At 60.0% G+C, this 25,925-nt stretch carries 27 protein-coding genes and 2 rRNA genes (1 of these 29 only partly in view); 14 read left to right on the top strand and 15 right to left on the bottom strand.

From position 1 onward, the window contains the following. Positions 1-2 precede the first annotated feature (2 nt). The 6 genes from VZC39_RS02080 (at position 3) to VZC39_RS02055 (ending at position 6,465) form a co-directional block, all read left to right on the top strand. Positions 3-779, top strand: a complete 777-nt coding sequence (locus VZC39_RS02080; protein WP_349920781.1) for a DUF4311 domain-containing protein — start codon at positions 3-5, stop codon at positions 777-779. A 10-nt stretch (positions 780-789) separates the two neighbouring features. Beyond that, complete coding sequence (locus tag VZC39_RS02075; RefSeq protein WP_349920780.1) at positions 790-1,440, top strand: DUF4310 family protein; 651 nt, start codon at positions 790-792, stop codon at positions 1,438-1,440. 42 nt (positions 1,441-1,482) lie between these two features. Beyond that, positions 1,483-2,622: an amidohydrolase/deacetylase family metallohydrolase gene (locus VZC39_RS02070; protein WP_434665324.1), complete on the top strand. Its 1,140-nt coding sequence runs from the start codon at positions 1,483-1,485 to the stop codon at positions 2,620-2,622. Then, positions 2,606-3,721 (top strand): DgaE family pyridoxal phosphate-dependent ammonia lyase, encoded by a 1,116-nt coding sequence (locus VZC39_RS02065; protein ID WP_349920778.1) that lies wholly within the window; start codon positions 2,606-2,608, stop codon positions 3,719-3,721. Before VZC39_RS02070 ends, VZC39_RS02065 begins: the two co-directional genes overlap by 17 nt. Next, a complete protein-coding gene (dagF, locus tag VZC39_RS02060) occupies positions 3,721-4,458 on the top strand; it encodes a 2-dehydro-3-deoxy-phosphogluconate aldolase (RefSeq protein WP_349920777.1) in 738 nt (245 codons plus the stop codon). Before VZC39_RS02065 ends, dagF begins: the two co-directional genes overlap by 1 nt. Before the next feature lie 102 nt (positions 4,459-4,560). Continuing rightward, entirely contained in the window at positions 4,561-6,465 is a 1,905-nt protein-coding gene (locus VZC39_RS02055) for a BglG family transcription antiterminator (RefSeq protein ID WP_434665320.1), read from the top strand. An 11-nt stretch (positions 6,466-6,476) separates the two neighbouring features. Here the strand turns inward: VZC39_RS02055 and npr are convergent, their stop codons facing one another. The 10 genes from npr to VZC39_RS02005 all read right to left on the bottom strand — a co-directional run bounded on the left by npr (position 6,477) and on the right by VZC39_RS02005 (position 13,286). Beyond that, complete coding sequence (gene npr / locus VZC39_RS02050) at positions 6,477-6,749, bottom strand: PTS phosphocarrier protein NPr (RefSeq protein ID WP_349920775.1); 273 nt, start codon at positions 6,747-6,749, stop codon at positions 6,477-6,479. 20 nt (positions 6,750-6,769) lie between these two features. Continuing rightward, positions 6,770-7,636, bottom strand: coding sequence for an RNase adapter RapZ (rapZ, locus tag VZC39_RS02045; RefSeq protein WP_349920774.1), 867 nt, complete (start codon positions 7,634-7,636; stop codon positions 6,770-6,772). 40 nt (positions 7,637-7,676) lie between these two features. Next, positions 7,677-8,123, bottom strand: a complete 447-nt coding sequence (gene ptsN / locus VZC39_RS02040; RefSeq protein WP_349920773.1) for a PTS IIA-like nitrogen regulatory protein PtsN — start codon at positions 8,121-8,123, stop codon at positions 7,677-7,679. 2 nt (positions 8,124-8,125) lie between these two features. Then, complete coding sequence (hpf, locus tag VZC39_RS02035) at positions 8,126-8,413, bottom strand: ribosome hibernation promoting factor (protein WP_042001473.1); 288 nt, start codon at positions 8,411-8,413, stop codon at positions 8,126-8,128. Between the two features lie 20 nt (positions 8,414-8,433). Beyond that, entirely contained in the window at positions 8,434-9,873 is a 1,440-nt protein-coding gene (locus VZC39_RS02030) for an RNA polymerase factor sigma-54 (protein WP_349920772.1), read from the bottom strand. Positions 9,874-9,939: 66 nt separating this feature from the next. Beyond that, a complete protein-coding gene (gene lptB / locus VZC39_RS02025) occupies positions 9,940-10,665 on the bottom strand; it encodes an LPS export ABC transporter ATP-binding protein (RefSeq protein ID WP_033132290.1) in 726 nt (241 codons plus the stop codon). Between the two features lie 12 nt (positions 10,666-10,677). Then, complete coding sequence (gene lptA, locus VZC39_RS02020; RefSeq protein WP_349922338.1) at positions 10,678-11,196, bottom strand: lipopolysaccharide transport periplasmic protein LptA; 519 nt, start codon at positions 11,194-11,196, stop codon at positions 10,678-10,680. After that, positions 11,183-11,740 carry an LPS export ABC transporter periplasmic protein LptC gene (gene lptC, locus VZC39_RS02015; RefSeq protein ID WP_434665314.1) on the bottom strand — a complete coding sequence of 186 codons (558 nt, stop codon included), beginning with the start codon at positions 11,738-11,740 and terminating at the stop codon, positions 11,183-11,185. The genes lptA and lptC overlap by 14 nt, the downstream gene beginning before the upstream one ends. After that, positions 11,737-12,291 carry a 3-deoxy-manno-octulosonate-8-phosphatase KdsC gene (gene kdsC / locus VZC39_RS02010; RefSeq protein WP_349920770.1) on the bottom strand — a complete coding sequence of 185 codons (555 nt, stop codon included), beginning with the start codon at positions 12,289-12,291 and terminating at the stop codon, positions 11,737-11,739. The genes lptC and kdsC overlap by 4 nt, the downstream gene beginning before the upstream one ends. Beyond that, complete coding sequence (locus tag VZC39_RS02005; protein WP_349920769.1) at positions 12,291-13,286, bottom strand: KpsF/GutQ family sugar-phosphate isomerase; 996 nt, start codon at positions 13,284-13,286, stop codon at positions 12,291-12,293. The genes kdsC and VZC39_RS02005 overlap by 1 nt, the downstream gene beginning before the upstream one ends. 206 nt (positions 13,287-13,492) lie before the next feature. On the opposite strand from VZC39_RS02005, the gene mlaF reads away from it, so the two are divergent. From mlaF to murA, 7 genes are read left to right on the top strand one after another with little or no spacing between them, the layout of a single operon-like run. Then, positions 13,493-14,293: a phospholipid ABC transporter ATP-binding protein MlaF gene (gene mlaF / locus VZC39_RS02000; protein ID WP_434665309.1), complete on the top strand. Its 801-nt coding sequence runs from the start codon at positions 13,493-13,495 to the stop codon at positions 14,291-14,293. Beyond that, positions 14,293-15,072: a lipid asymmetry maintenance ABC transporter permease subunit MlaE gene (gene mlaE, locus VZC39_RS01995; RefSeq protein ID WP_349920767.1), complete on the top strand. Its 780-nt coding sequence runs from the start codon at positions 14,293-14,295 to the stop codon at positions 15,070-15,072. Before mlaF ends, mlaE begins: the two co-directional genes overlap by 1 nt. Before the next feature lie 7 nt (positions 15,073-15,079). After that, the gene (gene mlaD / locus VZC39_RS01990; protein ID WP_349920766.1) at positions 15,080-15,580 is read left to right on the top strand and encodes an outer membrane lipid asymmetry maintenance protein MlaD; all 501 of its coding nucleotides are present in this window, start codon (positions 15,080-15,082) and stop codon (positions 15,578-15,580) included. A gap of 2 nt (positions 15,581-15,582) precedes the next feature. Next, positions 15,583-16,221 carry a phospholipid-binding protein MlaC gene (gene mlaC / locus VZC39_RS01985; protein ID WP_349920765.1) on the top strand — a complete coding sequence of 213 codons (639 nt, stop codon included), beginning with the start codon at positions 15,583-15,585 and terminating at the stop codon, positions 16,219-16,221. Further along, entirely contained in the window at positions 16,218-16,490 is a 273-nt protein-coding gene (locus VZC39_RS01980; RefSeq protein WP_349920764.1) for an STAS domain-containing protein, read from the top strand. The genes mlaC and VZC39_RS01980 overlap by 4 nt, the downstream gene beginning before the upstream one ends. After that, positions 16,490-16,747, top strand: a complete 258-nt coding sequence (ibaG, locus tag VZC39_RS01975) for a BolA family iron metabolism protein IbaG (protein WP_005306001.1) — start codon at positions 16,490-16,492, stop codon at positions 16,745-16,747. Before VZC39_RS01980 ends, ibaG begins: the two co-directional genes overlap by 1 nt. Positions 16,748-16,765: 18 nt before the next feature. Beyond that, positions 16,766-18,022 carry a UDP-N-acetylglucosamine 1-carboxyvinyltransferase gene (gene murA / locus VZC39_RS01970; RefSeq protein WP_434665301.1) on the top strand — a complete coding sequence of 419 codons (1,257 nt, stop codon included), beginning with the start codon at positions 16,766-16,768 and terminating at the stop codon, positions 18,020-18,022. 86 nt (positions 18,023-18,108) lie between these two features. Here the strand turns inward: murA and pmbA are convergent, their stop codons facing one another. Next, positions 18,109-19,452 (bottom strand): metalloprotease PmbA, encoded by a 1,344-nt coding sequence (pmbA, locus tag VZC39_RS01965; protein WP_434665298.1) that lies wholly within the window; start codon positions 19,450-19,452, stop codon positions 18,109-18,111. Between the two features lie 112 nt (positions 19,453-19,564). On the opposite strand from pmbA, the gene yjgA reads away from it, so the two are divergent. Beyond that, positions 19,565-20,089, top strand: coding sequence for a ribosome biogenesis factor YjgA (yjgA, locus tag VZC39_RS01960; RefSeq protein ID WP_434665295.1), 525 nt, complete (start codon positions 19,565-19,567; stop codon positions 20,087-20,089). Positions 20,090-20,182: 93 nt separating this feature from the next. Here the strand turns inward: yjgA and VZC39_RS01955 are convergent, their stop codons facing one another. From VZC39_RS01955 to VZC39_RS01940, 4 genes are all read right to left on the bottom strand, one after another. After that, positions 20,183-23,266: a transglycosylase domain-containing protein gene (locus VZC39_RS01955; protein ID WP_434665293.1), complete on the bottom strand. Its 3,084-nt coding sequence runs from the start codon at positions 23,264-23,266 to the stop codon at positions 20,183-20,185. Positions 23,267-23,479: 213 nt separating this feature from the next. After that, positions 23,480-23,797, bottom strand: a complete 318-nt coding sequence (gene tmaR / locus VZC39_RS01950; protein WP_349920759.1) for a PTS system regulator TmaR — start codon at positions 23,795-23,797, stop codon at positions 23,480-23,482. Between the two features lie 271 nt (positions 23,798-24,068). Then, positions 24,069-24,183 (bottom strand): 5S ribosomal RNA (rrf, locus tag VZC39_RS01945). Between the two features lie 119 nt (positions 24,184-24,302). Next, positions 24,303-25,925, bottom strand: a 23S ribosomal RNA gene (locus VZC39_RS01940) (it continues 1,266 nt past the right edge of the window).

Genomic DNA, 25,925 nt, shown 5'->3' with positions numbered 1-25,925 from the left:
GGATGTTTCTAATCATTCTTTTCAAATCATTGATCATCGGCGGCCTGGTGGGCGTCGGTGTGGGGGCCGGTGCGGCACGGATGTTCCATGCACCGACCGTGCAGGGCATGGGGGCTTTCCGTACCCTGGGCGAGCTCAACTCCTGTGAGGGAGACCCGGCGTCACACTTCTCCTTCGGTCTTGGCTTCTTCTTCAACGCCTGGGCCTCAACCGTTGCGGCAGGTGCCTTCACCCAGGACGTGGATCACCGCATCCTGCCGAACTGGGGCGCTGCGGCCCTGATGATCAAGAACCGGGATCTCGCCACCACCTTGCACGATCCCAAGAAGATGGCCATCGCCTGCGGCATCATCGGCGCCATCGTCGTCGCCTTCTTGAACAGCACCGCCGCCGCCGTCCCCGCCGCCTTGCAGGTCACCGCCGTCAAGGTACTGGTGCCTGCCGCCAACCTGCTGGTCAACACCGTCATGCCGGTGATCTTCTGGCTGGCCGCCATCGAGGCGGGCAAGAAGTCCGGCTTCTGGGCCACCATCTTCGGCGGTCTGGCCCAGCTCATCATGGGCAACGCCGTTCCCGGTCTGGTACTCGGCATCCTCATCGGCAAGGGTGTGGAAGAGAGCGGCTGGAACCATGTCACCAAGGTGATGATGGCGGCCATCGTACTGCTGTTCGTGCTGAGCGGATTCTTCCGTGGCTTCGATATGAAACTGATCGAGTCCTTCCACCTCGGGGTCCCCCTGTGGCTGGACAATGTCCACAACCTGATGAGCGGAAAATAAGGACTATCCCATGGATGAGAAATTGAGAAACAACTTCTGGTATGCCGACTGGTCCTTCCCCATCTTCGTCGGTTTGCTGTCAGCCGGGGTCTTTGCCGGGACCCACATGTTCTATCTGTACGGGGTCGGTGCCTTCAACGAAGTGGCTTTCGTCGCCATGCTGAAGGCCGGGATGGACACGGGTGCCTACGGCGCGGTCGCGGCCTTTGGTGCCAGCTTCCTGTTCGCCCGCATCATCGAAGGCTCCCTGGTGGGGATACTGGACATCGGCGGCGCCATCCAGACCGGCGTCGGCCTGGGGGTTCCCGCCCTGCTGCTGGGTGCCGGCATCGTCTACCCGGTGGAGAACTTCACCGCCTCCCTGGTCACCGGCATGGGGATTGGCCTGGCCATCGGCTACGTGATCATCCTGGCCCGCAAGTTCACCATCAATCAGAGCAACTCCACCTATGGGGCGGATGTGATGATGGGGGCTGGCAACAGCTCGGGGCGCTTCCTCGGCCCCTTGATCATTCTCTCCGCCATGGGCGCCTCCATCCCCATCGGCCTGGGATCCCTGCTGGGTGCACTGCTGTTCTACATCTGGAACAAGCCCATCACTGGCGGCGCTATCCTGGGTGCCATGCTGCTCGGGACCTTCTTCCCGGTAGCCCTTGCATAAACACTGGCCGCCCTGCGGGGCGGCACGCTAGAGGCCAGCACCATGTATGACTTCATCATCAGAGCGGGACGCCAGGGAAACGGCGAGCTCATCGACATCGCCATTCTGGACGGCAAGATAGCGGCCATGGGCTCTCTCCCTGCCACGGCCGAGGCAAGAGAGACGCTGGATCTGGCCGGTAATACCTATGTGAGTGCAGGCTGGATCGATGGCCACACCCACTGCTACCCCGCTTCCCCCATCTATCACGATGAACCGGACAAGGTGGGCGTGGAATCCGGCGTGACCACCGTCATCGATGCGGGCAGCACCGGGGCCGACGATGTGGATGCCTTCCAGCAGTTGGCGGCCGGCTGCAAGACCCGGGTCCATGCCCTGCTCAACATCTCCCGCATCGGCCTGTTGCGCCAGAACGAGCTGGCCAATCCCGCCGATATCGACCCTGTACTCGCCAAGGCCGCCATTCGCCGCTACCCCTCCTTCATCGTCGGCATCAAGGCCCGCATGAGTGGCAGCGTGGTGGGTGAGAATGGCCTGCAACCCCTGCGCATCGCCAAGCAGATCCAGCGCGACAACGGCGATCTGCCGCTGATGGTGCACGTGGGCAATACGCCACCGGATCTGGACGAGATCGTCGCCCTGCTGGGTGAGGGCGATCTGCTGACCCATTGCTTCAACGGCAAACCAAATCGCATCCTGACCCCGGCCGGTGAGCTGCGTCAGGCGGTACGCGACGCCATGCTGCGAGGCCTGCGCCTCGACATCGGCCATGGCGGCGCCAGCTTCAGCTTCGAAGTGGCTGAACACGCCATCCGTCAGGGGATCCTGCCCCACACCATCAGCTCGGACATCTATTGCAAGAATCGCATCAAGGGCCCCGTCTACAGCCTGGCCCACGTGATGTCGAAGTTTTTCGTCATCGGCATGAGCCTGGAGCAGGTGCTCGCCTGTGTCACCCATCAGGCCGCCGATGCCCTGCGTCTGCCTGGCAAGGGGCGGCTCGAGGTAGGCGCCGATGCCGACCTGACCCTGTTTGATCTGGCCAAATGCCAGACTCTGTTCACGGATACCGAGGCGCAATCGCGCAGCGGCGACCTGCAACTGCTTCCCCTCGCCGTCCTGGTCGGCGGCAACCTGGTTCTGACTCACTATGGGAAATCACACCATGCCTTCTGTTTATGAGAAATATCAGCTCAAACCGGTGATCAACGCCTCCGGGCGCATGACCATACTCGGTGTCTCCACGCCGGAGCAGGAGGTGGTCGACGCCGTCAATTTTGGCCTCGGCCACTACTTCGAGGTCAAGGATCTGGTCAACAAGACCGGGGCCTATCTCGCCGCCCTGCTGGGGGTCGAGGATGCGGTCGTGGTCTCCTGCGCCAGTGCCGGCATCGCCCAGTCAGTCGCCGCCGTGATCGTGCGCGGTGATGCCTACCGCCTTGAACAACTGCATGCCCATGCCCACGATGTGCCGAGCGAAATCGTGCTGCCCAAGGGGCACAACGTGAACTTCGGCGCGCCGGTCGGCACCATGATCAATCTGGGGGGCGGCAAGGTGGTGGAGGCCGGCTACGCCAACGAGTGTTCGGCCGCCCAGCTGGCCGCCGCCATCAATCCGCAGACGGCCGCCATCCTCTACATCAAGTCCCACCACTGCGTGCAGAAGAGCATTCTGTCGGTGGCCGAGGCCGCGGATGTCGCCAAGGCCCACCAGCTGCCGCTGATCGTCGATGCGGCGGCAGAAGAGGATCTGCGCCTCTACTACCAGCAGGGCGCCGATCTGGTCATCTACAGCGGAGCTAAAGCCATCGAGGGGCCCACCAGCGGTCTGGTGCTCGGCAAGGCCCAGTATGTGGCATGGGTCAAACAGCAGGCGAATGGCATCGGCCGTGCCATGAAGGTTGGCAAGGAAGGGATCCTCGGCCTGACTCACGCCATCGAACGTTATCTGGAGAAAGAAAAGGAGAGCGGCGCCGCCATGGTCGCCAAGATGGCTCCCTTCATCGAACGCCTCAACCAGCTGTCCGGCGTCACCGCCAAGGTGGTATGGGACAGCGCGGGACGTGACATCGCCCGTACCGATATTGCCTTCGACCACGAACGCCTCGGCATGACCACGGTCCAAGTGGTGGCCCGCTTGCAACAGGGCAATCCCGCCATCTATTGCCGGGGCTACAAGGCCAACGAGGGCCATATCGAGATCGATGTGCGCAGCGTCAGCCCGGCCCAGCTCGATCAGATCCATCACGCCATCGCCCAGTTAACCCAGGAGAATCACTGATGTCCCTTATTCCCAATTACTACCGTGACCGGATCTGCCTCAATGTGCTGGCAGGCTCCAAGCAGAATGCCGTCGATGTCTATGAGGCGGCCGAGGGCCACGTGCTGGTTGGCGTGCTCTCCAAGAACTACCCGGACGTGCCTGCCGCCGTCGCCGACATGAAAGAGTATGCCGCGCTCATCGACAACGCTCTCTCCATCGGACTGGGCGCCGGGGATCCCCGCCAGTCCGCCATGGTCGCCGAGCTGGCCGGCCTGCTGCAGCCCCAGCATGTCAACCAGGTCTTCACCGGGGTCGGTGCCAGCCGGGCGCGACTTGGCCAGTCCCAAAGCCTGGTCAACGGCCTTGTCTCCCCCACTGGCACTCCTGGCATGGTCAAGATCTCCACCGGTCCCCTCAGCGCCAGTCAGGCCGACGCCATCGTCCCCGTCGATACCGCCATCGCCATGCTCAAGGACATGGGGGGCAGCTCGGTCAAGTTCTTCCCCATGGGAGGGCTCAAGAGCCGGGATGAATATCAGGCAGTGGCCGAGGCTTGCGCCCGCCACGGCTTCTGGCTGGAACCGACCGGCGGCATCGATCTGGACAACTTCGAAGAGATAGTCCAAATCGCACTGACCGCCGGGGTCGACAAGGTGATCCCCCACGTCTACAGCTCCATCATCGACGAGGCAGGCCAGACCCGCCCGGCCGACGTGCGCACCCTGCTCGATACGGTGAAACGCCTGCTACCCTGACCTGACAGTGGCACCGGTCCAACCTCTGGCCGGTGCCTGGCTTGTTGATGATTCAATTGTTAACATCCTTCTCTCCCCCCGCGATCGGAGTCTCCTTCCCCCATGACCAAGCTGCCCCACCCCAGACTCCATCAGTTGCTGACCCAGCTCCACGCCGAGGCCTTGCCGCAGGAGGAGCTGGCCCGTCGCCTCAATGTCTCCACCCGCACGGTACGCACCGACGTGGCGACCCTGAACGAGCTGATCGCCACCCATGGCGCCCACCTCATCCACCAGCGCGGCAGCGGCTATCAACTCAAGATTTACAATCAGGGGCTGTTTGACGAACTGCTGGCGGCCCAGGAGCAGGAGGCCAGCCTGCCCCGCACCAGCCGGGAGCGGGTGCTGCATCTGCAGTTGCTGCTGCTCACCGCCGAGCAGGGGATCAAGCTCGACGAGCTGGCAGATACCTGGTATCTGAGCCGGGCCGCGCTACAGGGAGACATGGCGGAAGTGAGGGAGCGGCTGATCCATTTCGGCCTGAACATCGACAGCAAGCCCCGTCTCGGCATGCGCATTCAAGGGGAAGAGACCGCCATCCGGGCCTGCCTCACCCAGTTGCTCTATCGGGAACAGAGCCGCAACAGCCCCTTGCAGGGCTTGCTGCCCAACCTTTGTCCCAGCAAGACTTTGGAAGTCATCGGCAACCGGATCCATGCCCAGCTGGGTCGCCATCAGCTCAGGCTGGCCGACGAAAGCCTGCAGCAGCTCACTATCTACTGCGCCGTGGCCCTGCTCCGCCAGGCGGCGGGTCATGAGCTGCTGACCTTCAGCAGCGAGGATCTGACCGCCCCCCTCACCGCCGTGGCTCGCGACATCTATGATGAGCTGCCCACATTGACCGCACCGGGAGAGCCGGAGCTGCTGTGTCTCGCCATCCAGATCCAGGCTCGTCTCATCGCCGATACCCCGCAGCTCAGCCCGACCATGACGGCCGAAAGTGCCCACCTGGTGGCGCACCTGCTGGATTACATCCACGAACACTATCCCTATGACTTGCGCCACGACGACCAGTTGCACGCCGACCTGCTTACCCACATCAGCGCCATGTTGCTGCGGATCAAATACCAGATAGGCAGCGACAACCCGCTGGCGGATCACATCAAGCAGTACTATCCCCTCGCCTATGACATCACCCTCGCCGCCATCTCCGAGTGGATCAGGCAGACGCCCTATCATCTGACCCATCACGAGATAGGCTACCTGGTGATCCATATCGGCGTCGGACTGGAGCGCCACTATGACATCGGCTATAGCCGTCCCCCCCAGGCGTTACTGCTGTGCGATGCCGGCAATGCCACCTTCCGGGTACTGGAGGCGCGAATCAAGCGGGAATACCCCCAGTTGCAACTGACCAGTCTGGAATCCGTACGGGACTACGAGGGGCTCTCGCGGATCGAGCAGGATTTCGTGATAAGCACGGTCAAGGTGAGCGAGAAGAATGTGCCCGTGGTGCAGGTGGCCCCCTTCCCGGCCCAATATCAGTTGGAGCAGCTCGGCAAGCTGGTACTGGTCGATCGCACCCGCCCCTACCTGCTCGACAAGTACTTTGACGCCGACCATTTCATGGTGATCGATGAACCCATCAGCCAGTCAGCCCTGTTCACACGGGTCTGCGATCAGCTGGAAAGGGAAGAGCAGGTGGAAACGGGGTTCAGGGGATCCTTGCAGGAGCGGGAGCGTATCGTCTCCACCATGCTGGGAGACGGCATAGCCCTGCCCCACTCCCTCGGCCTGCTGGCCAGGCGCACCCTGGTCTATACGGTGCTGGCCCCCCAGGGCATCGACTGGGGCAATGGCGAGACGGCCACCCTCATCTTCCTGCTGGCCATCGCCAAGGCGGACTATGAGGAGGCCATGGGCCTCTACGATCTCTTCCTGGCCCTGATGAACGAAAAAGCCAGCAAGAATTTGCTGGCCTGTCGCAGTTTCGCCGGTTTCAAGGCACTGGCTCGCACCGGCGCCTAGTCAGAGGGCGCCTACTCTTCGTTGAAGCCCGAGGTGAACAGCGCCACCACCGCGGCCAGGGCTTCCGTCTCCTCCGGTCCTTCCACCTGCACTTCTACCTGTTTGCCCTGGGCGGAGTCCAGCATCAGCAGGCCGATCACGCTGTCCGCGTCGGCCTCGACCCCGTCCTCGTTGCGCAGCAGGACATGGGCATCGAAGCCCTGTACCAGTTCGAACAGCATCATGGCCGGTCTGGCATGAATACCCAGCTTGTTTTTGACTTCTACCGAGGCGGAAACGGTCATCTGTGCATCCTTCTGAGCTGTCAGACCTGCGCCGAGCGCTTGTCCAGGGTGCGGTGGCGGATCTGCACGTTCTTGCCGAGCAGGCGAAACGCGCTCGCCAACCGTTCGGCGATGAACACCGAGCGATGCTGGCCACCGGTGCAGCCGATACCCACGGTCACATAGCTGCGATTGTTGCGTTCCAGATGGGGCAACCAGGTGCCCAGCATGTTCTCGATCTGCTGGATGAACAGCATGACGTCCGTCTGGCTGGAGAGGTAGTTCGCCACAGGTTCATCCCGGCCGGTGAAAGGCTTGAGTTCGGGGATCCAGTGGGGATTTGGCAGGAAACGGGCATCGAACACGAAGTCTGCATCCTTGGGGATGCCGTACTTGAAGCCGAATGATTCAAACACCAGCACCAGCTCGTTCTCTTTCTTGCCGAGCACCCGGGTTTTGATGAGCTCGCTGAGATCGTGAATGCTGAGGTTGGTGGTGTCGATGCGCAGGTCGGCACTGGAAGAGAGGGGCGCCAGCAGGTGGGTCTCCTCCCGGATGGCCTCGTCCAGCGACAGCTTGTTGCGAGAGAGGGGGTGCAACCGGCGACTCTCGCCATAGCGTTTGAGCAGGGTAGTGTTGTCGGCGTCGAAGAAGAAGCTGGAGAATTCCACCCGCCCCTCGCTGCGTACCTGGGCCAGCAGATTCTCCAGCCGATCCTGCTCGGTGGGCAGGTTGCGCACGTCGATGCTGACCGCCAGCTTGTCATACTGGCTCTCCACCGAGACGATCAACTGGGGCAACAGATTGACCGGCAGATTGTCTACGCAGTAATACCCCAGATCTTCCAGCACCCGCAGGGCTACCGTCTTGCCGGAGCCCGAGCGACCGCTTACCACGATTAATTGCATCTTGTCCCCCCACGCCAACCTGGCTGTGCCTTGTCCGGCATCAGGCCGAGGTCATGATCTGATAGAGTTCTTCGTCACTGGTCGCCTGGCGCAACTGGCGGCAGACGGCCTTGTCACCCAACTTGGATGCCATCAGGGAAAGGGTCTTGAGATGCTGCTTGCACTCGCTTTCCGGCACCAGCAATGCAAAGAGCAGGTCAACCGGTTGATTGTCAATCGAGTCGAAAGGGATGGGTTCGGAGAAGGTCATCAGCACAGCCGTCGGCGCAAAGGCATCGTCAATGCGGCCATGCGGAATGGCAATACCGGCACCGATCCCGGTACTGCCCATTTTTTCCCGCGCCAGCAGGCTTTCAAACAACACCTGACGGGAGGTGCCGAGGCGCTCTGCGGCCAGTTCACTGATGATCTCGAGAGCGCGTTTCTTGCTGGTACAGGGGACCGCACTCTTGGTGCAGTCCCGACTCAGTATGTGTTCAAGTTGCATAGTTATTTTTGATTTAATTTATCTTTGTGCTTGATGATCTGTCTGTCCAGTTTATCAAGCAGGGTATCAATCGCAGCATACATGTCGGCATGCTCCGAGTTGGCGAACACCTCACCGCCGCTGACATGCAGCTTGGCTTCGGCAATCTGGTTCAGTTTTTCGACGCTCAACACCACATGGACGTTGTTGATATGGTCAAAGTGACGCTCGAGTTTGGCAAATTTGTTGTTCACATAATCACGCAGAGCTTCGGTAATCTCGACATGGTGTCCGGTCAGGTTAATTTGCATAACGTCTTCCTTTTGTTTGCCTAAACCAGGCGTTTGCGCTGATTGGATGGCGGGATCAACAAGGATTCACGGTACTTTGCGATCGTGCGTCTCGCCACCATAATACCCTGTTCGGCCAGCAAATCCGCGATCTTGCTATCACTAAGCGGCTTGGCGGGGTTTTCCGCCGTCACCAGCTTCTTGATCAAGGCGCGAATAGCGGTCGATGAGCACTCTCCTCCTCCTTCCGTATTCACGTGACTGGAGAAAAAAAACTTCAGTTCAAAGATGCCACGGGGCGTATGCATGTACTTCTGGGTCGTCACCCGCGAGATGGTCGATTCATGCATCTCCACCGCCTCGGCGATGTCATTGAGCACCATGGGTTTCATGGCTTCTTCCCCGTATTCGAAGAAGCCCTGCTGCTGCTCGACGATGCAGCTGGCCACCTTGAGCAGGGTGTCGTTACGACTCTCCAGACTCTTGATGAACCACTTCGCCTCCTGCAGGTGGGAGCGGATGAACTGGGTATCCGTGCTGCTGCGCGCGTTGCGGGCCATGGCCGCATAGGTCTCGTTGACGCGAATGCGCGGCGCCGAATCCGGGTTGAGCTCCACCACCCACTTGCTGCCTTTCTTGACCACGGACACATCCGGGATCACGTATTGGGATTCGCTCTGGATGACGCCGTTGCCGGGTCTGGGTTCCAGCTGCTGGATAAGGTCCAGCACCTCCTTGAGGTCGCTCTCCTTGAGCCGGGTCTTGCGCGCCAGGGTGCGATAGTCACGATTGCCAAGCAGATCCATGTGCTCGCTGATCACTTCCCGTGCCTCGTTGAGCCAGGGCAGATCGGAGGGATACTGGCCAAGCTGGATCAGCAGGCACTCCTGCACGGAGCGGGCGGCGATGCCGAGCGGATCGAAATGCTGCACCCGCTTGAGCACGGCCTCGACCTCATCCAGTTCCACTTCTACCTCGTCACTGCTGACTGCAGCCTGAATATCCTCGAGAGAAACCGTCAGATAACCGGATTCGTCGATGGCATCGATGATGGCGAGGGCGATGGCGGCATCCAGATCGCTGAACGGCGTCAGCCGCATCTGCCACAACAGATAGTCCTGCAGGTTCTCGGTGGTTTCCCCCTGATAGACGCTCTCCTCTCCATCGTGGATGGGGCCGGCGCTCTGGGCCGTCCCGGCGGAGTAGACCTCGTCCCAGGTGGTATCGACGGGCAGCTCGTCCGGCATCTTGTCCTGCGCCATGGCGTCACTGGAATCCAGCTGACTGGCATCGGCCACTTCGACCGGACTGGTTTCCTGCGCCTCGCTCTCCTCTTGCTCCAGCAAGGGGTTGTTGTCGAGCGCTTGCTGAATTTCCTGCTGGAGTTCCAGCGTGGAAAGCTGGAGCAGACGAATCGCTTGTTGTAATTGTGGCGTCATGGTCAGGGACTGACCGAGACGCAACTGTAATGTCGGCTTCATCTACGTCGGGATATCCTTATGTTCAGCGAGGCAGTCACCTAACAAAAATGAGGGAATGCCCCCTTACTATAGACTGAATTGATCGCCCAAATAGACGCGCTTGACCTGCTCATCGGCGAGGATATCCACCGGTGCGCCCTCGGCAATCATCTTGCCGTGGCTGACAATATAGGCCTTCTCACACACATCCAGGGTCTCGCGAACGTTGTGATCGGTGATCAGCACACCCAGCCCACGTTCCTTCAGATGCTGGATGATCTTTTTGATATCGATGACAGAAATGGGATCAACCCCTGCAAAAGGCTCATCCAGCAGAATAAATCTCGGCTCTGCCGCCAGCGCCCGGGCGATCTCGACCCGACGGCGCTCCCCCCCTGACAGGCTCTGACCCAGGCTGTCACGGATGTGGGTGATGTTGAACTCTTCCAGCAGTTGCTCGACCTTGTCCTCCCGCTCCTCGCTGCTCAGTCCCTTGCGGGTCTGCATGACCCCCATCAGGTTGTCGAACACCGACAGACGGCGGAAGATGGAGGCTTCCTGAGGCAGGTAACCGATGCCGTTGCGCGCACGGATGTGCATGGGCTGCAGGCTGATATCCTGATCGTCGATGGTGATGAGCCCGGCATCCCGCTGCACCAGCCCCACTATCATGTAGAAGGAGGTGGTCTTGCCAGCTCCGTTCGGGCCAAGCAGCCCCACGATCTGGCCGGTGCCCACTTCCAGGCTGACGTCACTGACCACCATGCGACGCTTGTAGCTCTTCTGCAAGCCCACTGCTTTTAACACTGCCATGACTGTTGTTTCCTACTTCTTCTGTTCGGCGGGCTTGTCGAAATTCTCGACCTGATCCGGCAGGAACACCGTCTTGACGCGCTGGGTCGGCCCCTTGCTCTCGGCGATCATCTTCTGTTTGACGATGTCGTAGCGGATGAGGTCGCCATTGACCTGGCTGTCTTCCTGCTTGAGCTGGCCGTTGCCGGTGATGGTCACCAGACGGTTCTTCAGCTCGTAACGGATGCTGTTGCCATGGGCGTTGACCGGCTTGCCGTTGTCCAGGATCTGGAAGAAGGTGGCCGGGCTGCCATAGGCGGTCATCACCTCGGCACCCTTCTCGCCGGAGCGGATCACCACCACCTTGTCGGCCTTAATCTTGATGGTGCCCTGGGTGATGATGACGTCTTCGCTGAAGGTGACACGGTTGTCCTGCATCTCGGCCACCTGCTTGACCGCGTCCACATAGACCTTTTCGGTGAAGTCGGACTCTTTGGCGTTGGCCGCGCCGCACAGCAGCAGGGCCACGAGGACCAGATTAGCGTTTTTCATTGAAATAAATGGCATGGCCTTTATCCAGTAATTCGAAATATTTACGTTCCAGGTGACCCTTGAGGCCTACGCCCTCGGTCTGGAATTCCTGGCCCTGAATGCGGATGTGCTGGTTGCTTCTCACGTCCTGAGTCACCATGTCCATCTCCAGATACTGGGTATCCATGCTGGAGATGAAGGAGGTCGGCAACAGGCCATCCAGATGCACCTTGTCCCGCAGGATCACGTTGTCATCGGTATTGAGTACGCCGGTCTCCGCCGTCACCTTCCACTCGGCCTCACCCTTGTCGTCGTACAGGTAGATGACCGGCTTGTTGAAGGTCGCCTGCTCGAGGATCTGGAAATACTCGGCAAACTCCGACTCCAGCCGCTCGGTCCGCTTGCCCTGCTCGTCAAAGCGGGTGATGACCAGATTCCTGGCGGTGAAATCGGGCTGATAATTCTCTACCTTGGTGGTGGAATCCGGGGCCAAGTCGATGTCACCCAGCTGCCAGGCAGCCAATGCCGCCAGGAAAAGCAGGAAGAACAGAATAGTCTGCTTCATCGCGACGCCTCGGGCAACTCATCGGCGAGCCCCTGGGCTTGCAGGATCAGATCGCACACCTCCCGCACCGCCCCGACGCCCCCCCCCAGCCGGGTGACCAGGTCGGCACAGGCCAATACCCGCGGGTGAGCATCTGCCACTGCGATGCCGAGGCCGCAGGCCTGCATCACCGGCAGATCGATGGTGTCATCCCCCATATAGGCCGCCTGGGAGGCATCGAGCCCCAGCTTGGCCAGCAGGGCCTCGAAATGGGGCAGCTTCTGATCCGCCCCCTGCACCAGGTGCTGCACCCCCAGGCTCTTCATCCGATCGCTGACGATGCGGGAATTGCGCCCGGTGATGATGGCAATCTCCAGCCCGGCATTGAGCAGGGCACGCATGCCTGCCCCGTCCCGGGTGCAGAAGGTCTTCAGCTCTTCGCCGTTATTTCCCATGTAGATGAAGCCGTTGGAGAGCACCCCGTCCACATCGCACACCAGCAGGCGGATCTGCGCCGCCTTCTCGAACTGGCTGCGCGTCACCGGACCATAGAGGGTCGGTACATCTTGCATCAAATCACCCCGGCTTTCAGCAGGTCGTGCATGTTGAAGGCACCCAGCGGCCGCCGCTCCCCATCCACCACCAGCAATCCGTTAATCTTTCTGGTTTCCATCAGCTTGACGGCCTCGGCCGCCATCATCTCTGGCCCTACGGTAACACAGTTGACCGTCATCACCTTGGCGATAGAGGTGTGATGGATGTCCACCTGCAAATCCAGGATCCGGCGCAGGTCGCCATCGGTGAAGAGACCGGCCAGCTGGCCCAGCTCATCCACCACCGCCGTCATGCCGAGTCCCTTGCGGCTCACTTCCAGCAGGGCCTGGCTGATGGTGGCATCGATCCCGACCTTGGGCAACAGCTCGCCACCGTGCATCAGATCGCCGACCCGCAGCAGCAGCCGCTTGCCGAGGGAACCGCCCGGATGAGACAGCGCGAAGTCGTCGGCGGTGAAGCCGCGGGCCTCCAGCAAGGCCACCGCCAGGGCATCTCCCATCACCAGGGTCGCCGTGGTGCTGGACGTGGGGGCCAGACCGAGGGGGCAGGCCTCCTGCTCGACCCGGATGCACAGGTGCACGTTGGCTTCCTTGGCCATGGTCGAGGCCGGGTTGCCGGTCATGCAGATGAGCGGGATGCCGCGACGCTTGAGTACCGGCAGCAGGGCCAGGATCTCGTCACTCTCGCCGGAGTTGGAGATGGCGATGATGAGATCCCCGGCGGAGATCATCCCGAGATCGCCGTGGCTGGCCTCACCCGGGTGCAGGAAGAAGGCGGGCGTGCCCGTGCTGGCCAGGGTCGCGGCTATCTTGTTGCCCACATGGCCCGACTTGCCCATGCCGGTGACCACTATCTTGCCGCCGCAGCGCAGCACCATCTCGCACGCCTTCACGAAGTGCTCGTCGAGGTACTGGTAGAGTCCATCAATCGCTTGTTTTTCAATGTCCAGCACCGCACGGGCACTGCGACGAAAATCGAACAGTTCAGACACTTTTTCAGACTTTACAGACATAAAGGCACGGCTCCGGACCGAAATTTGCTGCGGGATTATAAAAAAGTCTGCCGAGATAAGCGAATCGGATGCGGGGTACCCACTTGCTGACGCACCTTGTTACATAAAACTGTCGCGTTTTTGGGGCGGATCTGCGCTCAATAGTTGTTCCTTGATGTTGCTTAGACCTAGACTAGCCCATAAAATTCGCTCTTCTTTTATACCGGATGGACAATTGTTTGAACAATGACCTGATCACCATCTCCGACCTGACTTTCAGCCACGGAGACAGGCTGCTGTATGACGGGATCAATCTGACCATTCCCCGTGGCAAGGTCACCGCCGTCATGGGGCCGAGCGGCATCGGCAAGACCACCTTGCTGCGGCTGATCGGTGGCCAGTTGAAACCGGAATCGGGTCATATCCTGTTTGACGGGGAGGATATCCCCACCCTCTCCCGCTCCCGTCTCTACGAGGTGCGCAAGCGGATGAGCATGCTGTTCCAGAGTGGCGCCCTGTTCACCGGCATGACGGTGTTCGACAACGTGGCGTTTCCATTGCGGGAGCATTCCGGCCTGCCGGAGGAGCTGATCCACACCATCGTCATGATGAAGCTGCAGGCGGTGGGACTGCGTGGCGCCGCCAAACTGATGCCTTCCGAGCTTTCCGGTGGCATGGCCCGCCGCGCCGCCCTGGCCCGTGCCATCGCCCTGGATCCGGACCTCATCATGTATGACGAGCCCTTCGTGGGTCAGGATCCCATCACCATGGCGGTGCTGGTCAAGCTGATCAAGGAGCTGAACGATGCCCTCGGCATCACCTCCGTCATCGTCACCCACGACGTGAAAGAGGTGCTCGGCATCGCTGACTACGCCTATATCATCGCCAATCGCAAGGTGGTGGCACACGGCACCCCGGCGCAGCTGCGCGAGGAGCACAATCCCGAGGTCGAGCAGTTCCTGCGTGGATTGCCTGACGGTCCTGTTCCGTTTCATTTTCCGGCAGGCGACCTGCTACAGGATCTGTGATGTTGATAAGCCAAGTAAGCAAGTTGGGCCGGGTCGGTGTGCACTTCATCAGCGCCATCGGCCGTGCGACTATTATGCTGTTTCATGCCCTGGCCGGTCGCCCCCAGCCACGCAAGCACTTCCCGCTGCTGATCCAGCAGCTCTATGTGGTGGGGGTGCAATCCGTCGCCATCATTTTGGTGTCCGGCCTCTTCATCGGCATGGTGCTCTCGTTGCAGGGCTATAACGTATTGAAGGATTTCGGCGCCGAGCAGAGTCTGGGGCCCCTGGTCTCCCTCTCGCTGCTGCGCGAACTCGGCCCCGTGGTTACCGCCCTGCTGTTCGCCGGTCGGGCCGGCTCCGCCCTGACTGCCGAGATCGGCCTGATGAAGGCCACCGAACAGCTCTCGAGCCTGGAGATGATGGCGGTGGATCCCCTGCGCCGGGTGGTGGCCCCCCGTTTCTGGGCCGGGGTCATCAGCATGCCGTTGCTGGCCTTCATGTTCAGCCTGATCGGCATCTTCGGTGGCAAACTGGTCGGGGTCGACTTGCTGGGGGTGGACGAAGGCAGTTTCTGGTCCGCCATGCAGGCATCCGTCGACTGGCAGGATGACATCATGCAGGGGGCCATCAAGAGCGTGATCTTCGCGCTGGTCGTCACCTGGATTGCGCTTTTCAATGGCTATGATGCCAAGCCGACCTCGGCCGGGATCAGTCAGGCGACCACCCGAACCGTGGTCCACTCATCCCTGGCCGTGCTCGGTCTGGATTTTATACTCACCGCAGTCATGTTTGGATAAGGTAAAGATGAAGTTCAGCAAAGTAGAATTCCTGGTTGGCGCCTTCATGCTGGCTGGCATCGCAGCCATTCTGGCATTGGCCCTGCAAGTGGCGGGTTTGAGTTTCAAACCGGAAGGAGAGACCTATACCCTGCGCGCCCATTTCGATAATATCGGCGGCCTGAAAGTACGCTCGCCGGTCAAGGTCGGCGGTGTCGTCGTCGGTCGGGTCAGCAGCATCGAGCTGGATGCCAAGACCCAGGTGCCCGTCGTCTCCCTGCTGATGCAAAAAGAGGCCGGTGAGTTTGCCGATACCAGCACCCTCTCCATCCTGACTTCCGGTCTGCTCGGCGAACAGTACATCGGCCTGGCACCGGGTTTCAGCGATGAAGACATGGGCACCAGCATGCTCAAGGATGGCGACATGATCGCAGACACCAAATCAGCCATAGTGCTGGAAGATCTGATTGGCAAATTCCTCTACAGCCAGTCGTCTCCGGCCACCAATCCGCCTGCAAGCAAGGAGTAACCATGTTCAAGAAGATCGCCCTGTTGCTGGGCCTGATGACCAGCATGCTGTTTTCCGTGACCACTCAGGCCGCAGGGGCCAATGCCACGGATCCTTACGCCCTGGTGGATCAAGCCGCCAAGCAGACCTTTGCCCGTCTCAAGGCCGATCAGGCTCAGATCAAGAGCAACCCGGACCACCTGAGGGTCATCATCCGCGAGGAGCTGCTGCCCTACGTGGACAACCGCTTCGCCGCCTACAAGGTGCTCGGCAACCAGATCAAGGAGACCACTCCGGCCCAGCGTGATGCCTTCGTCGAGGTGTTCACCGAATACATGGTGAGTTCCTACGCCGATGCCCTCGCCCACTTCGACAAGCAGACCGTCAAGGTGCAGCCGGGCAAGGCCGTGGGTGACAGCAACATCACCGCCGTCAACGTCAGCGTGACCGAGGCCGGCAAGCCGGATATCTTCCTCGAGTTCAAGCTGCGCAAGAACAACAAGACCGGCGAGTGGAAGGCCTTTGACATGGTCGCCGAAGGGATCAGCCTGCTCTCTGCCAAGCAGAACGAGCTCGGTGGCCTCATTCGCCAGAACGGCATCGATGCGGTGATCGCCCAGTTGCGCGAACACAACGCCAAGCCGCTGGTCATCAAGTCATGACGCTCGCGGGCGAGCTGCAGGCCCCACAGGTGATTGCCCTGTGGCAGCGCCGTGCCGAGTGGTGGCAGGAAGATACGCTCGCCCTCGACGAGATCACCACCCTGGACTCCGCCGGACTCGCGCTCCTGGTCAAATGGGCCAAGGCCGTGCTGGCCCGGGGTGCTACACCGACACTGGTGGGCGCCTCCGACGATTTCTTTACCTTGGCCAACCTGTACGGGGTGGCCAATTTGTTTCAATCAACCCCGCTCACAACTGAGGACGCATAATGCAAGTCTCTGAAATTGAAGCGATACTCCTTGAGGCCTTGCCATTGTCCGAAGTCCATGTCAAAGGGGACGGTAGTCACTATCAGGTGATCGCCGTCGGTGACATGTTTGACGGCATGAGCCGGGTCAAGAAGCAGCAGGCCATCTATGCCCCGCTGATGGACAAGATCGCCAGCAACGCCATCCACGCTCTCTCCATCAAGGCTTTTACCGATGCCGAATGGAAACGCGAACGTAAATTCCTATTGCCCTCCTGATTTGGTAACGAAGTAAAAATGGACAAATTCAAGATCACCGGCCCCTGCACCCTTTCCGGTGAAGTGACCATCTCCGGCGCCAAGAACGCCGCCCTGCCGATCCTGTTCGCCACCCTGCTGTGTGATGAGGAGATCCAGCTCTCCAACGTACCGCGCCTCAAAGACGTGGGCACCACCCTCAAGCTGCTGGAGATGCTGGGTGCCAGCACCAAGGTCAACGGCAACGTGACCGTGCTGACCGGTGCCGTGAACAACCACGTCGCTCCCTACGAGCTGGTGAAGACCATGCGCGCCTCCATCCTGGCGCTGGGTCCGCTGGCGGCCCGCTTCGGGGCGGCCGATGTCTCCCTGCCCGGTGGCTGCGCCATCGGTGCCCGTCCGGTCAATCTGCACGTCCACGGCCTGGAGCTGATGGGCGCCAAGATCGCCATCGAGGATGGTTATATCAAGGCCCGCGTCGATGGTCGCCTCAAGGGTGCCCATATCCTGATGGACATGATCTCCGTCACCGGCACCGAGAACCTGATGATGGCCGCCACCCTGGCAGATGGCCGCACCGTGATCGAGAACGCCGCCCGTGAACCGGAAGTCGTGGATCTGGCCAACTTCCTCAACGCGCTCGGAGCTAACATTCAGGGCGCGGGTACCGACACCCTGACCATCGACGGGGTCGAGCGTCTGCACGGCGGCAGCTACAGCGTGCAGCCCGATCGTATCGAAACCGGTACCTTCCTGGTGGGCGCCGCCGTCACCGGTGGCAAGATCACCTGCCGCAAGACGGATCCTGCCCTGCTGGAAGCCGTCCTGGTCAAACTGGAAGAGGCAGGCGCCCTGATCGAGAAAGGCGAAGACTGGATCAGCCTGGATATGACCGGCCGTACCCTCAAGCCGGTCACCATCAAGACGGCCCCCTACCCGGCCTTCCCGACCGACATGCAGGCCCAGTTCACCGTGCTGAACGCGGTCGCCAAGGGCACCGGCATGGTCACCGAGACCATCTTCGAGAACCGCTTCATGCATGTGCCGGAACTGGTGCGTATGGGCGCCGACATCGAGCTGCAGGGCAATGTCGCCATCTGCCGCGACACCGAGCAGCTCAAGGGTGCCCAGGTGATGGCCACCGATCTGCGCGCCTCCGCCAGCCTGGTACTGGCCGGCTTCGTCGCAGAAGGCACCACCATGGTCGAGCGCATCTATCACATCGACCGTGGCTATGAAGACATCGAGCACAAGCTGCAAGGCCTGAGTGGTCGCATCGAGCGCATCAAGGAGTAAGCTCGACTCCTGGCTCGGAACATAGAAAAGGCCCCCTCACAAGAGGGGGCCTTTTTCATCGCATCGGCTTGGGGCTGAAAGGGAGATCAGTGGCCCGCCAGCTTCATCTGCTCGACCAGCACGGAGCCGGTTCGCAGGCTGGAGCGCTCATCCACGTCGGTCCCCACCGCCACCATGGAGCGGAACATATCGGCCAGATTGCCGGCGATGGTGATCTCTTCTACCGGATAGGCTATCTCACCATTTTCCACCCAGAAACCGGCGGCTCCACGGGAGTAGTCACCGTTGACGATATTGACGCCCTGCCCCATCAGCTCGGTCACCAGCAGGCCGGTGCCCATCTCCCTGAGCATGCCCTGGAAGTCCTGCCCCGTGTTCGACACCTGCCAGTTGTGGATGCCACCGGCATGGCCCGTGGTGGTCAGCCCCAGCTTGCGGGCCGAGTAGGAGGTGAGCAGCCAGCTCATCAGGCGGCCGTCACGGACGATGTCCATGTCTGTGGTACGCACCCCCTCCCCGTCGAACGGCGTGCTAGCCAAGCCTCCCAGCAGATGCGGGAACTCCTGGATGTTGAGCCACTGTGGCAGCACCTGCTCACCGAGCTTGTCCAGCAGGAAGCTCGACTTGCGATAGAGGTTGCCGCCGCTGATGGCCATCACTAGGTGGCCCCAGAGGCCGGCTGCGGTATCGGGGTGGAACAGCACGGGCGCCTGGCGGGTACTGATCTTGCGGGCACCGAGGCGAGAGAGGGTACGCTCCACCGCCTCGTCGGCGATGCGCTGGGGGCTCCAGAGCCCCTCCAGGGTACGACTGGAGGAATAGCCGTAGTCCCGCTGCATATCGCCATCCTGCTCGCCGATCAACACGCAGCTCAGGGAGTTGCGGGACGCCGCATAGCCTTTGACGAAACCGTGGCTGTTGCCATAGACCTTGACCCCCAGATGGCTGGAGAAGCTGCCACCGTCGGAGTGTTTGATGCGGGCATCGCGCCCCAGCGCCAGCCGCTCGCACTCGATGGCCAGCTCTATGCCCTGTTGCGGATCCAGCAAGGTAGGATGGCACAGCTGCAGATCCGGAGCGTTCCAGGCCAGCAGTTCCGCATCGGCGAGGCCGGCGCAGTCATCGGGGGAGGTGTGACGGGCAATCTCCATCGCCGCCTCGACGGCGGCACGAATGGCGGCCTTGCCGAGATCCGTGGTGGATGAGGAGCCCTTGCAGCCATCCCGATAGACGGCGATGCCGAGCGCTCCATCCTTGTTGAATTCGATACTTTCCAGCTCGCAGCCCCGGGTATTCACCGACAGACCGGTCTGCTTGCTGATGGATACTTCGGCAAGCCCGGCACCCAGCCCTTTGGCGATCTCCAGTGCCTCGGCCACCACGGCCTCGAGGTGGGCTTGATCCTGGCGAATTTGATCTAGCTGGTCCATAACTCACATCTGTATGAAGAAAGGAAAGGGGCTAAGCATATCAGACCCCTGCGCCCAGCGGGAGAAGCTGGTAACATATCCACCAACGTGAATGACAGGAATCAAGAGACCGATGAGTCAGTATCAAGACGACAACGAACTGGACGATTGGGGTCCCAGCAAGAGCCAGCTCAAGCGCGATGCCGAAGCGCTGCAGAAGATGGGGGAAGAGATCGTCTCCCTCAGCCACAGCGAACTGGAGAAGCTCCCGCTGGACGAAGAACTGGCAGAAGCCGTCGAGCTGGGTCGCAAACTCAAACCCAAGAAGGATGAATCCTTCCGCCGCCACCTGCAGTTCATCGGCCGACTGATGCGCAGCCGGGACATCGAGCCCATCGCCGAGGCGCTCACCATCATCAAGATGCGTCACTCTACCGTGAATGCCCGCCTGCACCGGCTGGAGCAGTGGCGCGAGCGGCTGATCAGCGAGGGAGACAGCGCCCTCAACGAGCTGATGGCCCAGTTCCATGATCTGGATCGCCAGAAGCTGCGCCAGCTGATCCGTACCGCCAACAAGGAGCGGGAGCTGAACAAGCCGCCGGTGGCCTTCCGCGAGATGTACCAGTACCTGCGCGGCGAGATCGAAGATCAGCTGTGAGTGATGACTCACCTGCGCCGACCCGGAGTCGTCGCCGACTGATAAAAAACGGGGCCAAACTGGCCCCGTTTTTTTATCTTCTGAACACAGACATCAGCTGCCTGCCATGCACTGGGTATGGGTCCCTGGCTGCAGATAGGGCATCAGCAGCGGTGCCATCCCCTTGAGCACCTGTACCGGCAGCGCCGAGGTGAAGCGGAACTTGTCGGACTGGCTGCCCGGCACGTAGGCCGTCAGGGTGCCGAAGTGATCGCCACCGATGTAGAACACGAAGGTGGCAGTACGGTTACGGGCCAGGGAGCTGGTCACGTTGCCATAGCGGCCCACCGTTTCTATCCGGTTATCCCCGGTTCCCGTCTTGCCCCCCATCGGCAGTATGGTGCCGTCCGGCAGGGCAAAGGCGCCGGCGATGCGCCGTGCCGTGCCCCCTTCCACGACTTTCGACAGGGCATTGCGCAGGGCATTCGCCACCTCGGGCGCCATCACCCGGGTACCCTGCACGTTGGCCGGTTCGAACACGGTGGCAAAGGGGGTATCCTTGGCAAACGACAGGTACTCGATGCGTTGGGTCGGCGCCCTCAGCCCGCCATTCTGGATGATCCCCATCAGCTCGGCCAGGGCCGCCGGTCGGTCACCCGAGCTACCGAGGGCGGTCGCCAGCGACGGCACTAGGTGATCGAATGGATAACCCAGCCTGGCCCAGCGCTGATGGATGTCGAGGAAAGCCTCGACCTCCAGCATGGTACGGATCCGGGTATCCCGGGCGCTGCGATGGCGGGTCTTGAACAGCCAGCTGTAGACCTCCTGGCGTTCGTCGCGACTGGCCGCCACCGCGTCGGCAAAGGTCGCCTTGTCGAACTCCTTGAGGTAGGAGAGCAGCCACAGTTCCAGCGGGTGTACCCGCGCGATATAGCCCTGATCCGGCAGTGAATACTTACCTGGCCCATAGCTGGTATAGAGCTGTTCTATCCGTTTGTCCGTCAATTTCTCCCGCGGCAGTCGCTTGGCAAGGAAGGCCGCAAAGTCTGTCTGGGAGGCTTCCGGCATTAGATAGCGATGGACGGCTGCGAGACGCACCGCGCTGGGCTTCAGACCATCCAGGAAGGTATCGAGCCGCTCATCGGGAGTCTTGCCCTGATACTTGCGCCAGAAGCGCAGCAGATAGGTCTGCCCTTCCTTGTCGGCGAACCGTGCAAGGTATTCGGTACGACGCGGATCCTTGTCATCCTTGAGCAACTGGGCGCGATTGCCTTCCTTGTAGAGGCTGTAGCGCACTATGTCTCGCATCAACCGCACGAAGGGCAGGTTGATGGACTCGCGCAGCGCATCCCGGATGGGGGGAATCCGGCCGTTGTCCTCCTTGCGGAAGTTGTTGAAGGTGTGCATGCCACCGCCGGTGAAGAAGCCTTCATAGGGGCTGGCGGAGTATTTGCGATCCAGCGCCGCCTCCAGCATGACAGGCAGACTCTTGTCCTTGGCGGTCATCAGATAGCCGATGGCCCAGCGGCTGATGTTGTCCTGATTGGAGACTTCTATCTTGCGCAGGTTCTCCGCCGGCATCTCCCCATAGCCGTCGTGCAGCTCGGTGACGATTTCCAGATAGGTGGTCAGCACCCGCAGCTTGGCGGTGGAGCCCAGTTCCAGCTTGCTGCCTTCGTTGATGTCGAACGGCTGATCCGTGTTGTCGGTCTGCACCCGCACCTTGACCCCTTCCGGCGTTTTTTCAAACAGGGTGAAGCTGTACTTCACGTCCCCCGTCTTCTCCGGCGAGAGCAAACGCTCACCAAACAGACCGACCTGAGACGCGAAAGTGGGATCGGCCAGCTGTTGCAGGTAGCGGGAGATCTCGTTTTGCAGCGGCATGTTGAGAGTGGTATCTGCGGTCAGATCCATGCGATCCAGATCGTAGAGCTGTACCCCGAGTTGACGGCTGAGACGGGTACGCGCTACCTGCAGCCCCTTGTTGTTGTTGACCCGCGTGATCGCCGGTGCCAGCAGGAAGTCCCGGAATCCCAGCTTGGCCTTGAGTGCCGATTCCATCAGCGCAGGCGTAATCATCCCCTCCTGCACAAACAGACGCAGGTAGCTATCCGTCAGGGTCGACAGCGCCTCTCGTCCTTGTGCCAGATAGTAAGAAGGGCGGCGGTGAGCAATCATCAGTGAGACGACCTGGCGCAGTGCCAACCCCTGTTCGGCCAGGGTGGCATCCTGATTGCGCTCAGGATCCAGCAGTCTATTGACTTCATCTACATTGGCGCCAAACCAGACCCAGAGCCCGTCCCCCAGACCATGAACCTCGCCGTAGCCCGGCGCAGCGGACAGCGGTACCGAGTTGAGATAAGCCCAGGCGACCAGCTTGCGTGCCTCCAGGGTCTCCGGGCCCAGCCGGTAGGCACGGACGCTCGCAGAGACCATCTGGCGGATCTTCTCGGTCGGGGAAAGGGTCAGCCCATCCGGGGAGTGGCGATACTTCTCGACCTGGGTCGCCAGCGTACTGCCACCGGCTGATTGATCCTGCATGTCCAGCGCCTTGCCGACTTGTGACAGGGCGGCCTTGCCGAAGCGGGGCCAGTCTACCGCCGGGTTGGCCAGCGGCTGCTCATTGCTCAGCAGATCCCGGTTCTCGATGAACAGCAGCGACTGGATCACCAGCGGCGGGATCGAGTTGAAGTCCGGGTAGTAGTGGGTCGGGTACTTGTACTGATAGAAAGGCTCGGCACGACAGTCGTGCAGCGTCAATCCGGCCTGCACCTTCTCGGTATAGGGGACGAAGAAGCCATGGCTGGCATAGTTGTTGAGCTCATCGGAGAAACGGACCTGCTCAGATACCTGATAGCCACGCTGGATGAGCCGCTCCTGGATCATCGGCATCAACACATAGCCGAGCCGCTTGTCGAAGGGGCCGTCATCCGGGAAGATAATCTGCTTGCTGGGACCGGCTTCAAGCTGATAGGTCAGCTTGGCGGCGTAATGAGAGATCTCCTGCGATTGCAGGCGAGAAGTCTTCATCTCATAGCCTACCAAGGCGATGACGACCGCCAGGCACAGCAAGAAGATGAAGCAGAACAGCCAACGCCACCAGGAACGGCGTTTACGCTTTTGTTGCCCGTCCGCATGCGGTACGGATGAATCCCGAGATGCCACTGTCTTCAAATCCGTCTGTTTTGATGCGCCCATATCAGCCCCACCATGGTTGCGCAATTTATTGTATTTCATTCAAGCTTAGTCGTTTCAAGTCAAGGGCTTGAAAACTATTGACCGCTTTGAAGAGATGTTAACAGGGCGATTATGAAAATGGGAGTCGATTGTTTCGGTATGCAGAGAGATCCGAGCTGATGCCCAGATGCAAAACACCGGCTACAAGCCGGTGTTTCGAGAAGGTAAAAACTCTTACTTGCTGGAGCTCATGCCCTTGAGTCTGGTGCTCAGCTCTTTGCGCTCCTTGGAGAGCTCGGCATTCTTGATGATGTGATCATCAACCCGCTCTTCATAATCGGCACGCATGTTGGCGATGATGGCTTGGACATCATCGATGCTCATCCCCGGTTTGATATAGTCACTCAGGTTGTCGAGCAGCAGTACACGTTTCTGGTTGTCACGGATCTTCTTCTCGTTGTCGACGATCTCGCGCTTGAGCTTGTTCTGGCGACGGGACATACGCACATATTCCAACACATCGTTGAAGCTAGACTTGTTTACTTGTTCCATATCGATACCACTGACTGAAGGTGAATGAAAACGGGTCGGGTCGAACTGCACCAGAAGGAAGATGAAAGCATGGTACGGACAGCCCTGAATGCCCCTTACTCTACCGAGTTATGGTGCAGATACAACCCCATCCAGTCCCGCTCGGTACGGTTGTGAGAAAGAAATCAGCAATCCAGCCAGACAGGAGCGGTGAGCAGAAGTGAGAGGGACAGGCATAAATTTCAGTCAATAAAAAAGCCCGCTCAGATGAGCGGGCTTCTTCAAATTAGGTGCCTGGCAGTGTCCTACTCTCGCATGGCGAATGCCACACTACCATCGGCGCTACCGCGTTTCACTTCTGAGTTCGGCATGGGATCAGGTGGTTCCACGGCGCTATGGCCGCCAGGCAAATTCTTAATCTAGAAAGCTGACGTGAATAACGATGTCGCTCTTGGCTCGTCGCTATCACTGAATTTGAGTAGTTCATGCACTTGCTACAAGGCCAGAAACACTTCTTGGGTGTTGTATGGTTAAGCCTCACGGGTAATTAGTATGGGTTAGCTCAACACGTCGCCGCGCTTACACACCCCACCTATCAACGTTGTGGTCTCCAACGGCCCTTTAGGACCCTCAAGGGGTCAGGGATGACTCATCTCAGGGCTCGCTTCCCGCTTAGATGCTTTCAGCGGTTATCGATTCCGAACTTAGCTACCGGGCAGTGCCACTGGCGTGACAACCCGAACACCAGAGGTTCGTTCACTCCGGTCCTCTCGTACTAGGAGCAACTCCCTTCAATCATCCAACGCCCACGGCAGATAGGGACCGAACTGTCTCACGACGTTCTGAACCCAGCTCGCGTACCACTTTAAATGGCGAACAGCCATACCCTTGGGACCGACTTCAGCCCCAGGATGTGATGAGCCGACATCGAGGTGCCAAACACCGCCGTCGATATGAACTCTTGGGCGGTATCAGCCTGTTATCCCCGGAGTACCTTTTATCCGTTGAGCGATGGCCCTTCCATTCAGAACCACCGGATCACTATGACCTACTTTCGTACCTGCTCGACCTGTCCGTCTCGCAGTTAAGCTGGCTTATGCCATTGCACTAACCTCCTGATGTCCGACCAGGATTAGCCAACCTTCGTGCTCCTCCGTTACTCTTTGGGAGGAGACCGCCCCAGTCAAACTACCCACCAGGCACTGTCCGCGAGCCCGATTCAGGGCCCTGCGTTAGAACATCAAACATACAAGGGTGGTATTTCAAGGACGGCTCCACGACAACTGGCGTCATCGCTTCAAAGCCTCCCACCTATCCTACACATGTAGGTTCAATGTTCAGTGCCAAGCTGTAGTAAAGGTTCACGGGGTCTTTCCGTCTAGCCGCGGGTACACCGCATCTTCACGGCGAATTCGATTTCACTGAGTCTCGGGTGGAGACAGCATGGCCATGGTTACACCATTCGTGCAGGTCGGAACTTACCCGACAAGGAATTTCGCTACCTTAGGACCGTTATAGTTACGGCCGCCGTTTACCGGGGCTTCGATCAAGAGCTTCGCTTGCGCTAACCCCATCAATTAACCTTCCGGCACCGGGCAGGTGTCACACCCTATACGTCCACTTTCGTGTTTGCAGAGTGCTGTGTTTTTGATAAACAGTCCCAGCCATCTGGTCACTGCGACTCCCGACAGCTCCATCCGCAAGGGACTTCACCATCAAGAGCGAACCTTCTCCCGAAGTTACGGTTCTATTTTGCCTAGTTCCTTCACCCGAGTTCTCTCAAGCGCCTTGGTATTCTCTACCCGACCACCTGTGTCGGTTTGGGGTACGATGACTTGTAATCTGAAGCTTAGAGGCTTTTCCTGGAAGCAGGGCATCAATGGCTTCCGCACCGTAGTGCGTTCGTCTCGTGTCTCAGTGTTGTGTCTCCGGATTTGCCTAGAAACACCACCTACGCACTTTCACCAGGACAACCGTCGCCTGGCCCACCTAGCCTTCTCCGTCCCCCCATCGCAATTACAAGTCGTGCAGGAATATTAACCTGCTTCCCATCGATTACGCCTTTCGGCCTCACCTTAGGGGTCGACTCACCCTGCCCCGATTAACGTTGGACAGGAACCCTTGGTCTTCCGGCGAGGAGGCTTTTCAC

It is taken from the genome of Aeromonas sp. NJAU223 (assembly GCF_051125555.1).
GTDB lineage: Bacteria > Pseudomonadota > Gammaproteobacteria > Enterobacterales > Aeromonadaceae > Aeromonas > Aeromonas veronii_G.
The sequence above is the reverse complement of the archived record's forward strand: the minus strand, read 5'-3'. Positions and strand labels throughout refer to the sequence as shown.

Coding starts and splice junctions, on each gene's coding strand:
- rapZ (WP_349920774.1), bottom strand. CDS start 7,636: ATGCAATTAATCGTGGTAAGCGGTCGCTCGGGCTCCGGCAAGACGGTA.
- VZC39_RS01980 (WP_349920764.1), top strand. CDS start 16,218: ATGACGCTCGCGGGCGAGCTGCAGGCCCCACAGGTGATTGCCCTGTGG.
- VZC39_RS02070 (WP_434665324.1), top strand. CDS start 1,483: ATGTATGACTTCATCATCAGAGCGGGACGCCAGGGAAACGGCGAGCTC.
- pmbA (WP_434665298.1), bottom strand. CDS start 19,452: ATGGACCAGCTAGATCAAATTCGCCAGGATCAAGCCCACCTCGAGGCC.
- mlaE (WP_349920767.1), top strand. CDS start 14,293: ATGTTGATAAGCCAAGTAAGCAAGTTGGGCCGGGTCGGTGTGCACTTC.
- npr (WP_349920775.1), bottom strand. CDS start 6,749: ATGACCGTTTCCGCCTCGGTAGAAGTCAAAAACAAGCTGGGTATTCAT.
- yjgA (WP_434665295.1), top strand. CDS start 19,565: ATGAGTCAGTATCAAGACGACAACGAACTGGACGATTGGGGTCCCAGC.
- VZC39_RS02080 (WP_349920781.1), top strand. CDS start 3: ATGTTTCTAATCATTCTTTTCAAATCATTGATCATCGGCGGCCTGGTG.
- mlaD (WP_349920766.1), top strand. CDS start 15,080: ATGAAGTTCAGCAAAGTAGAATTCCTGGTTGGCGCCTTCATGCTGGCT.
- hpf (WP_042001473.1), bottom strand. CDS start 8,413: ATGCAAATTAACCTGACCGGACACCATGTCGAGATTACCGAAGCTCTG.
- kdsC (WP_349920770.1), bottom strand. CDS start 12,291: ATGCAAGATGTACCGACCCTCTATGGTCCGGTGACGCGCAGCCAGTTC.
- lptC (WP_434665314.1), bottom strand. CDS start 11,740: ATGAAGCAGACTATTCTGTTCTTCCTGCTTTTCCTGGCGGCATTGGCT.
- VZC39_RS02055 (WP_434665320.1), top strand. CDS start 4,561: ATGACCAAGCTGCCCCACCCCAGACTCCATCAGTTGCTGACCCAGCTC.
- lptA (WP_349922338.1), bottom strand. CDS start 11,196: ATGAAAAACGCTAATCTGGTCCTCGTGGCCCTGCTGCTGTGCGGCGCG.
- dagF (WP_349920777.1), top strand. CDS start 3,721: ATGTCCCTTATTCCCAATTACTACCGTGACCGGATCTGCCTCAATGTG.
- murA (WP_434665301.1), top strand. CDS start 16,766: ATGGACAAATTCAAGATCACCGGCCCCTGCACCCTTTCCGGTGAAGTG.
- lptB (WP_033132290.1), bottom strand. CDS start 10,665: ATGGCAGTGTTAAAAGCAGTGGGCTTGCAGAAGAGCTACAAGCGTCGC.
- VZC39_RS02075 (WP_349920780.1), top strand. CDS start 790: ATGGATGAGAAATTGAGAAACAACTTCTGGTATGCCGACTGGTCCTTC.
- VZC39_RS02065 (WP_349920778.1), top strand. CDS start 2,606: ATGCCTTCTGTTTATGAGAAATATCAGCTCAAACCGGTGATCAACGCC.
- ptsN (WP_349920773.1), bottom strand. CDS start 8,123: ATGCAACTTGAACACATACTGAGTCGGGACTGCACCAAGAGTGCGGTC.
- ibaG (WP_005306001.1), top strand. CDS start 16,490: ATGCAAGTCTCTGAAATTGAAGCGATACTCCTTGAGGCCTTGCCATTG.
- VZC39_RS02005 (WP_349920769.1), bottom strand. CDS start 13,286: ATGTCTGTAAAGTCTGAAAAAGTGTCTGAACTGTTCGATTTTCGTCGC.
- mlaC (WP_349920765.1), top strand. CDS start 15,583: ATGTTCAAGAAGATCGCCCTGTTGCTGGGCCTGATGACCAGCATGCTG.
- VZC39_RS01955 (WP_434665293.1), bottom strand. CDS start 23,266: ATGGGCGCATCAAAACAGACGGATTTGAAGACAGTGGCATCTCGGGAT.
- mlaF (WP_434665309.1), top strand. CDS start 13,493: ATGGACAATTGTTTGAACAATGACCTGATCACCATCTCCGACCTGACT.
- VZC39_RS02030 (WP_349920772.1), bottom strand. CDS start 9,873: ATGAAGCCGACATTACAGTTGCGTCTCGGTCAGTCCCTGACCATGACG.
- tmaR (WP_349920759.1), bottom strand. CDS start 23,797: ATGGAACAAGTAAACAAGTCTAGCTTCAACGATGTGTTGGAATATGTG.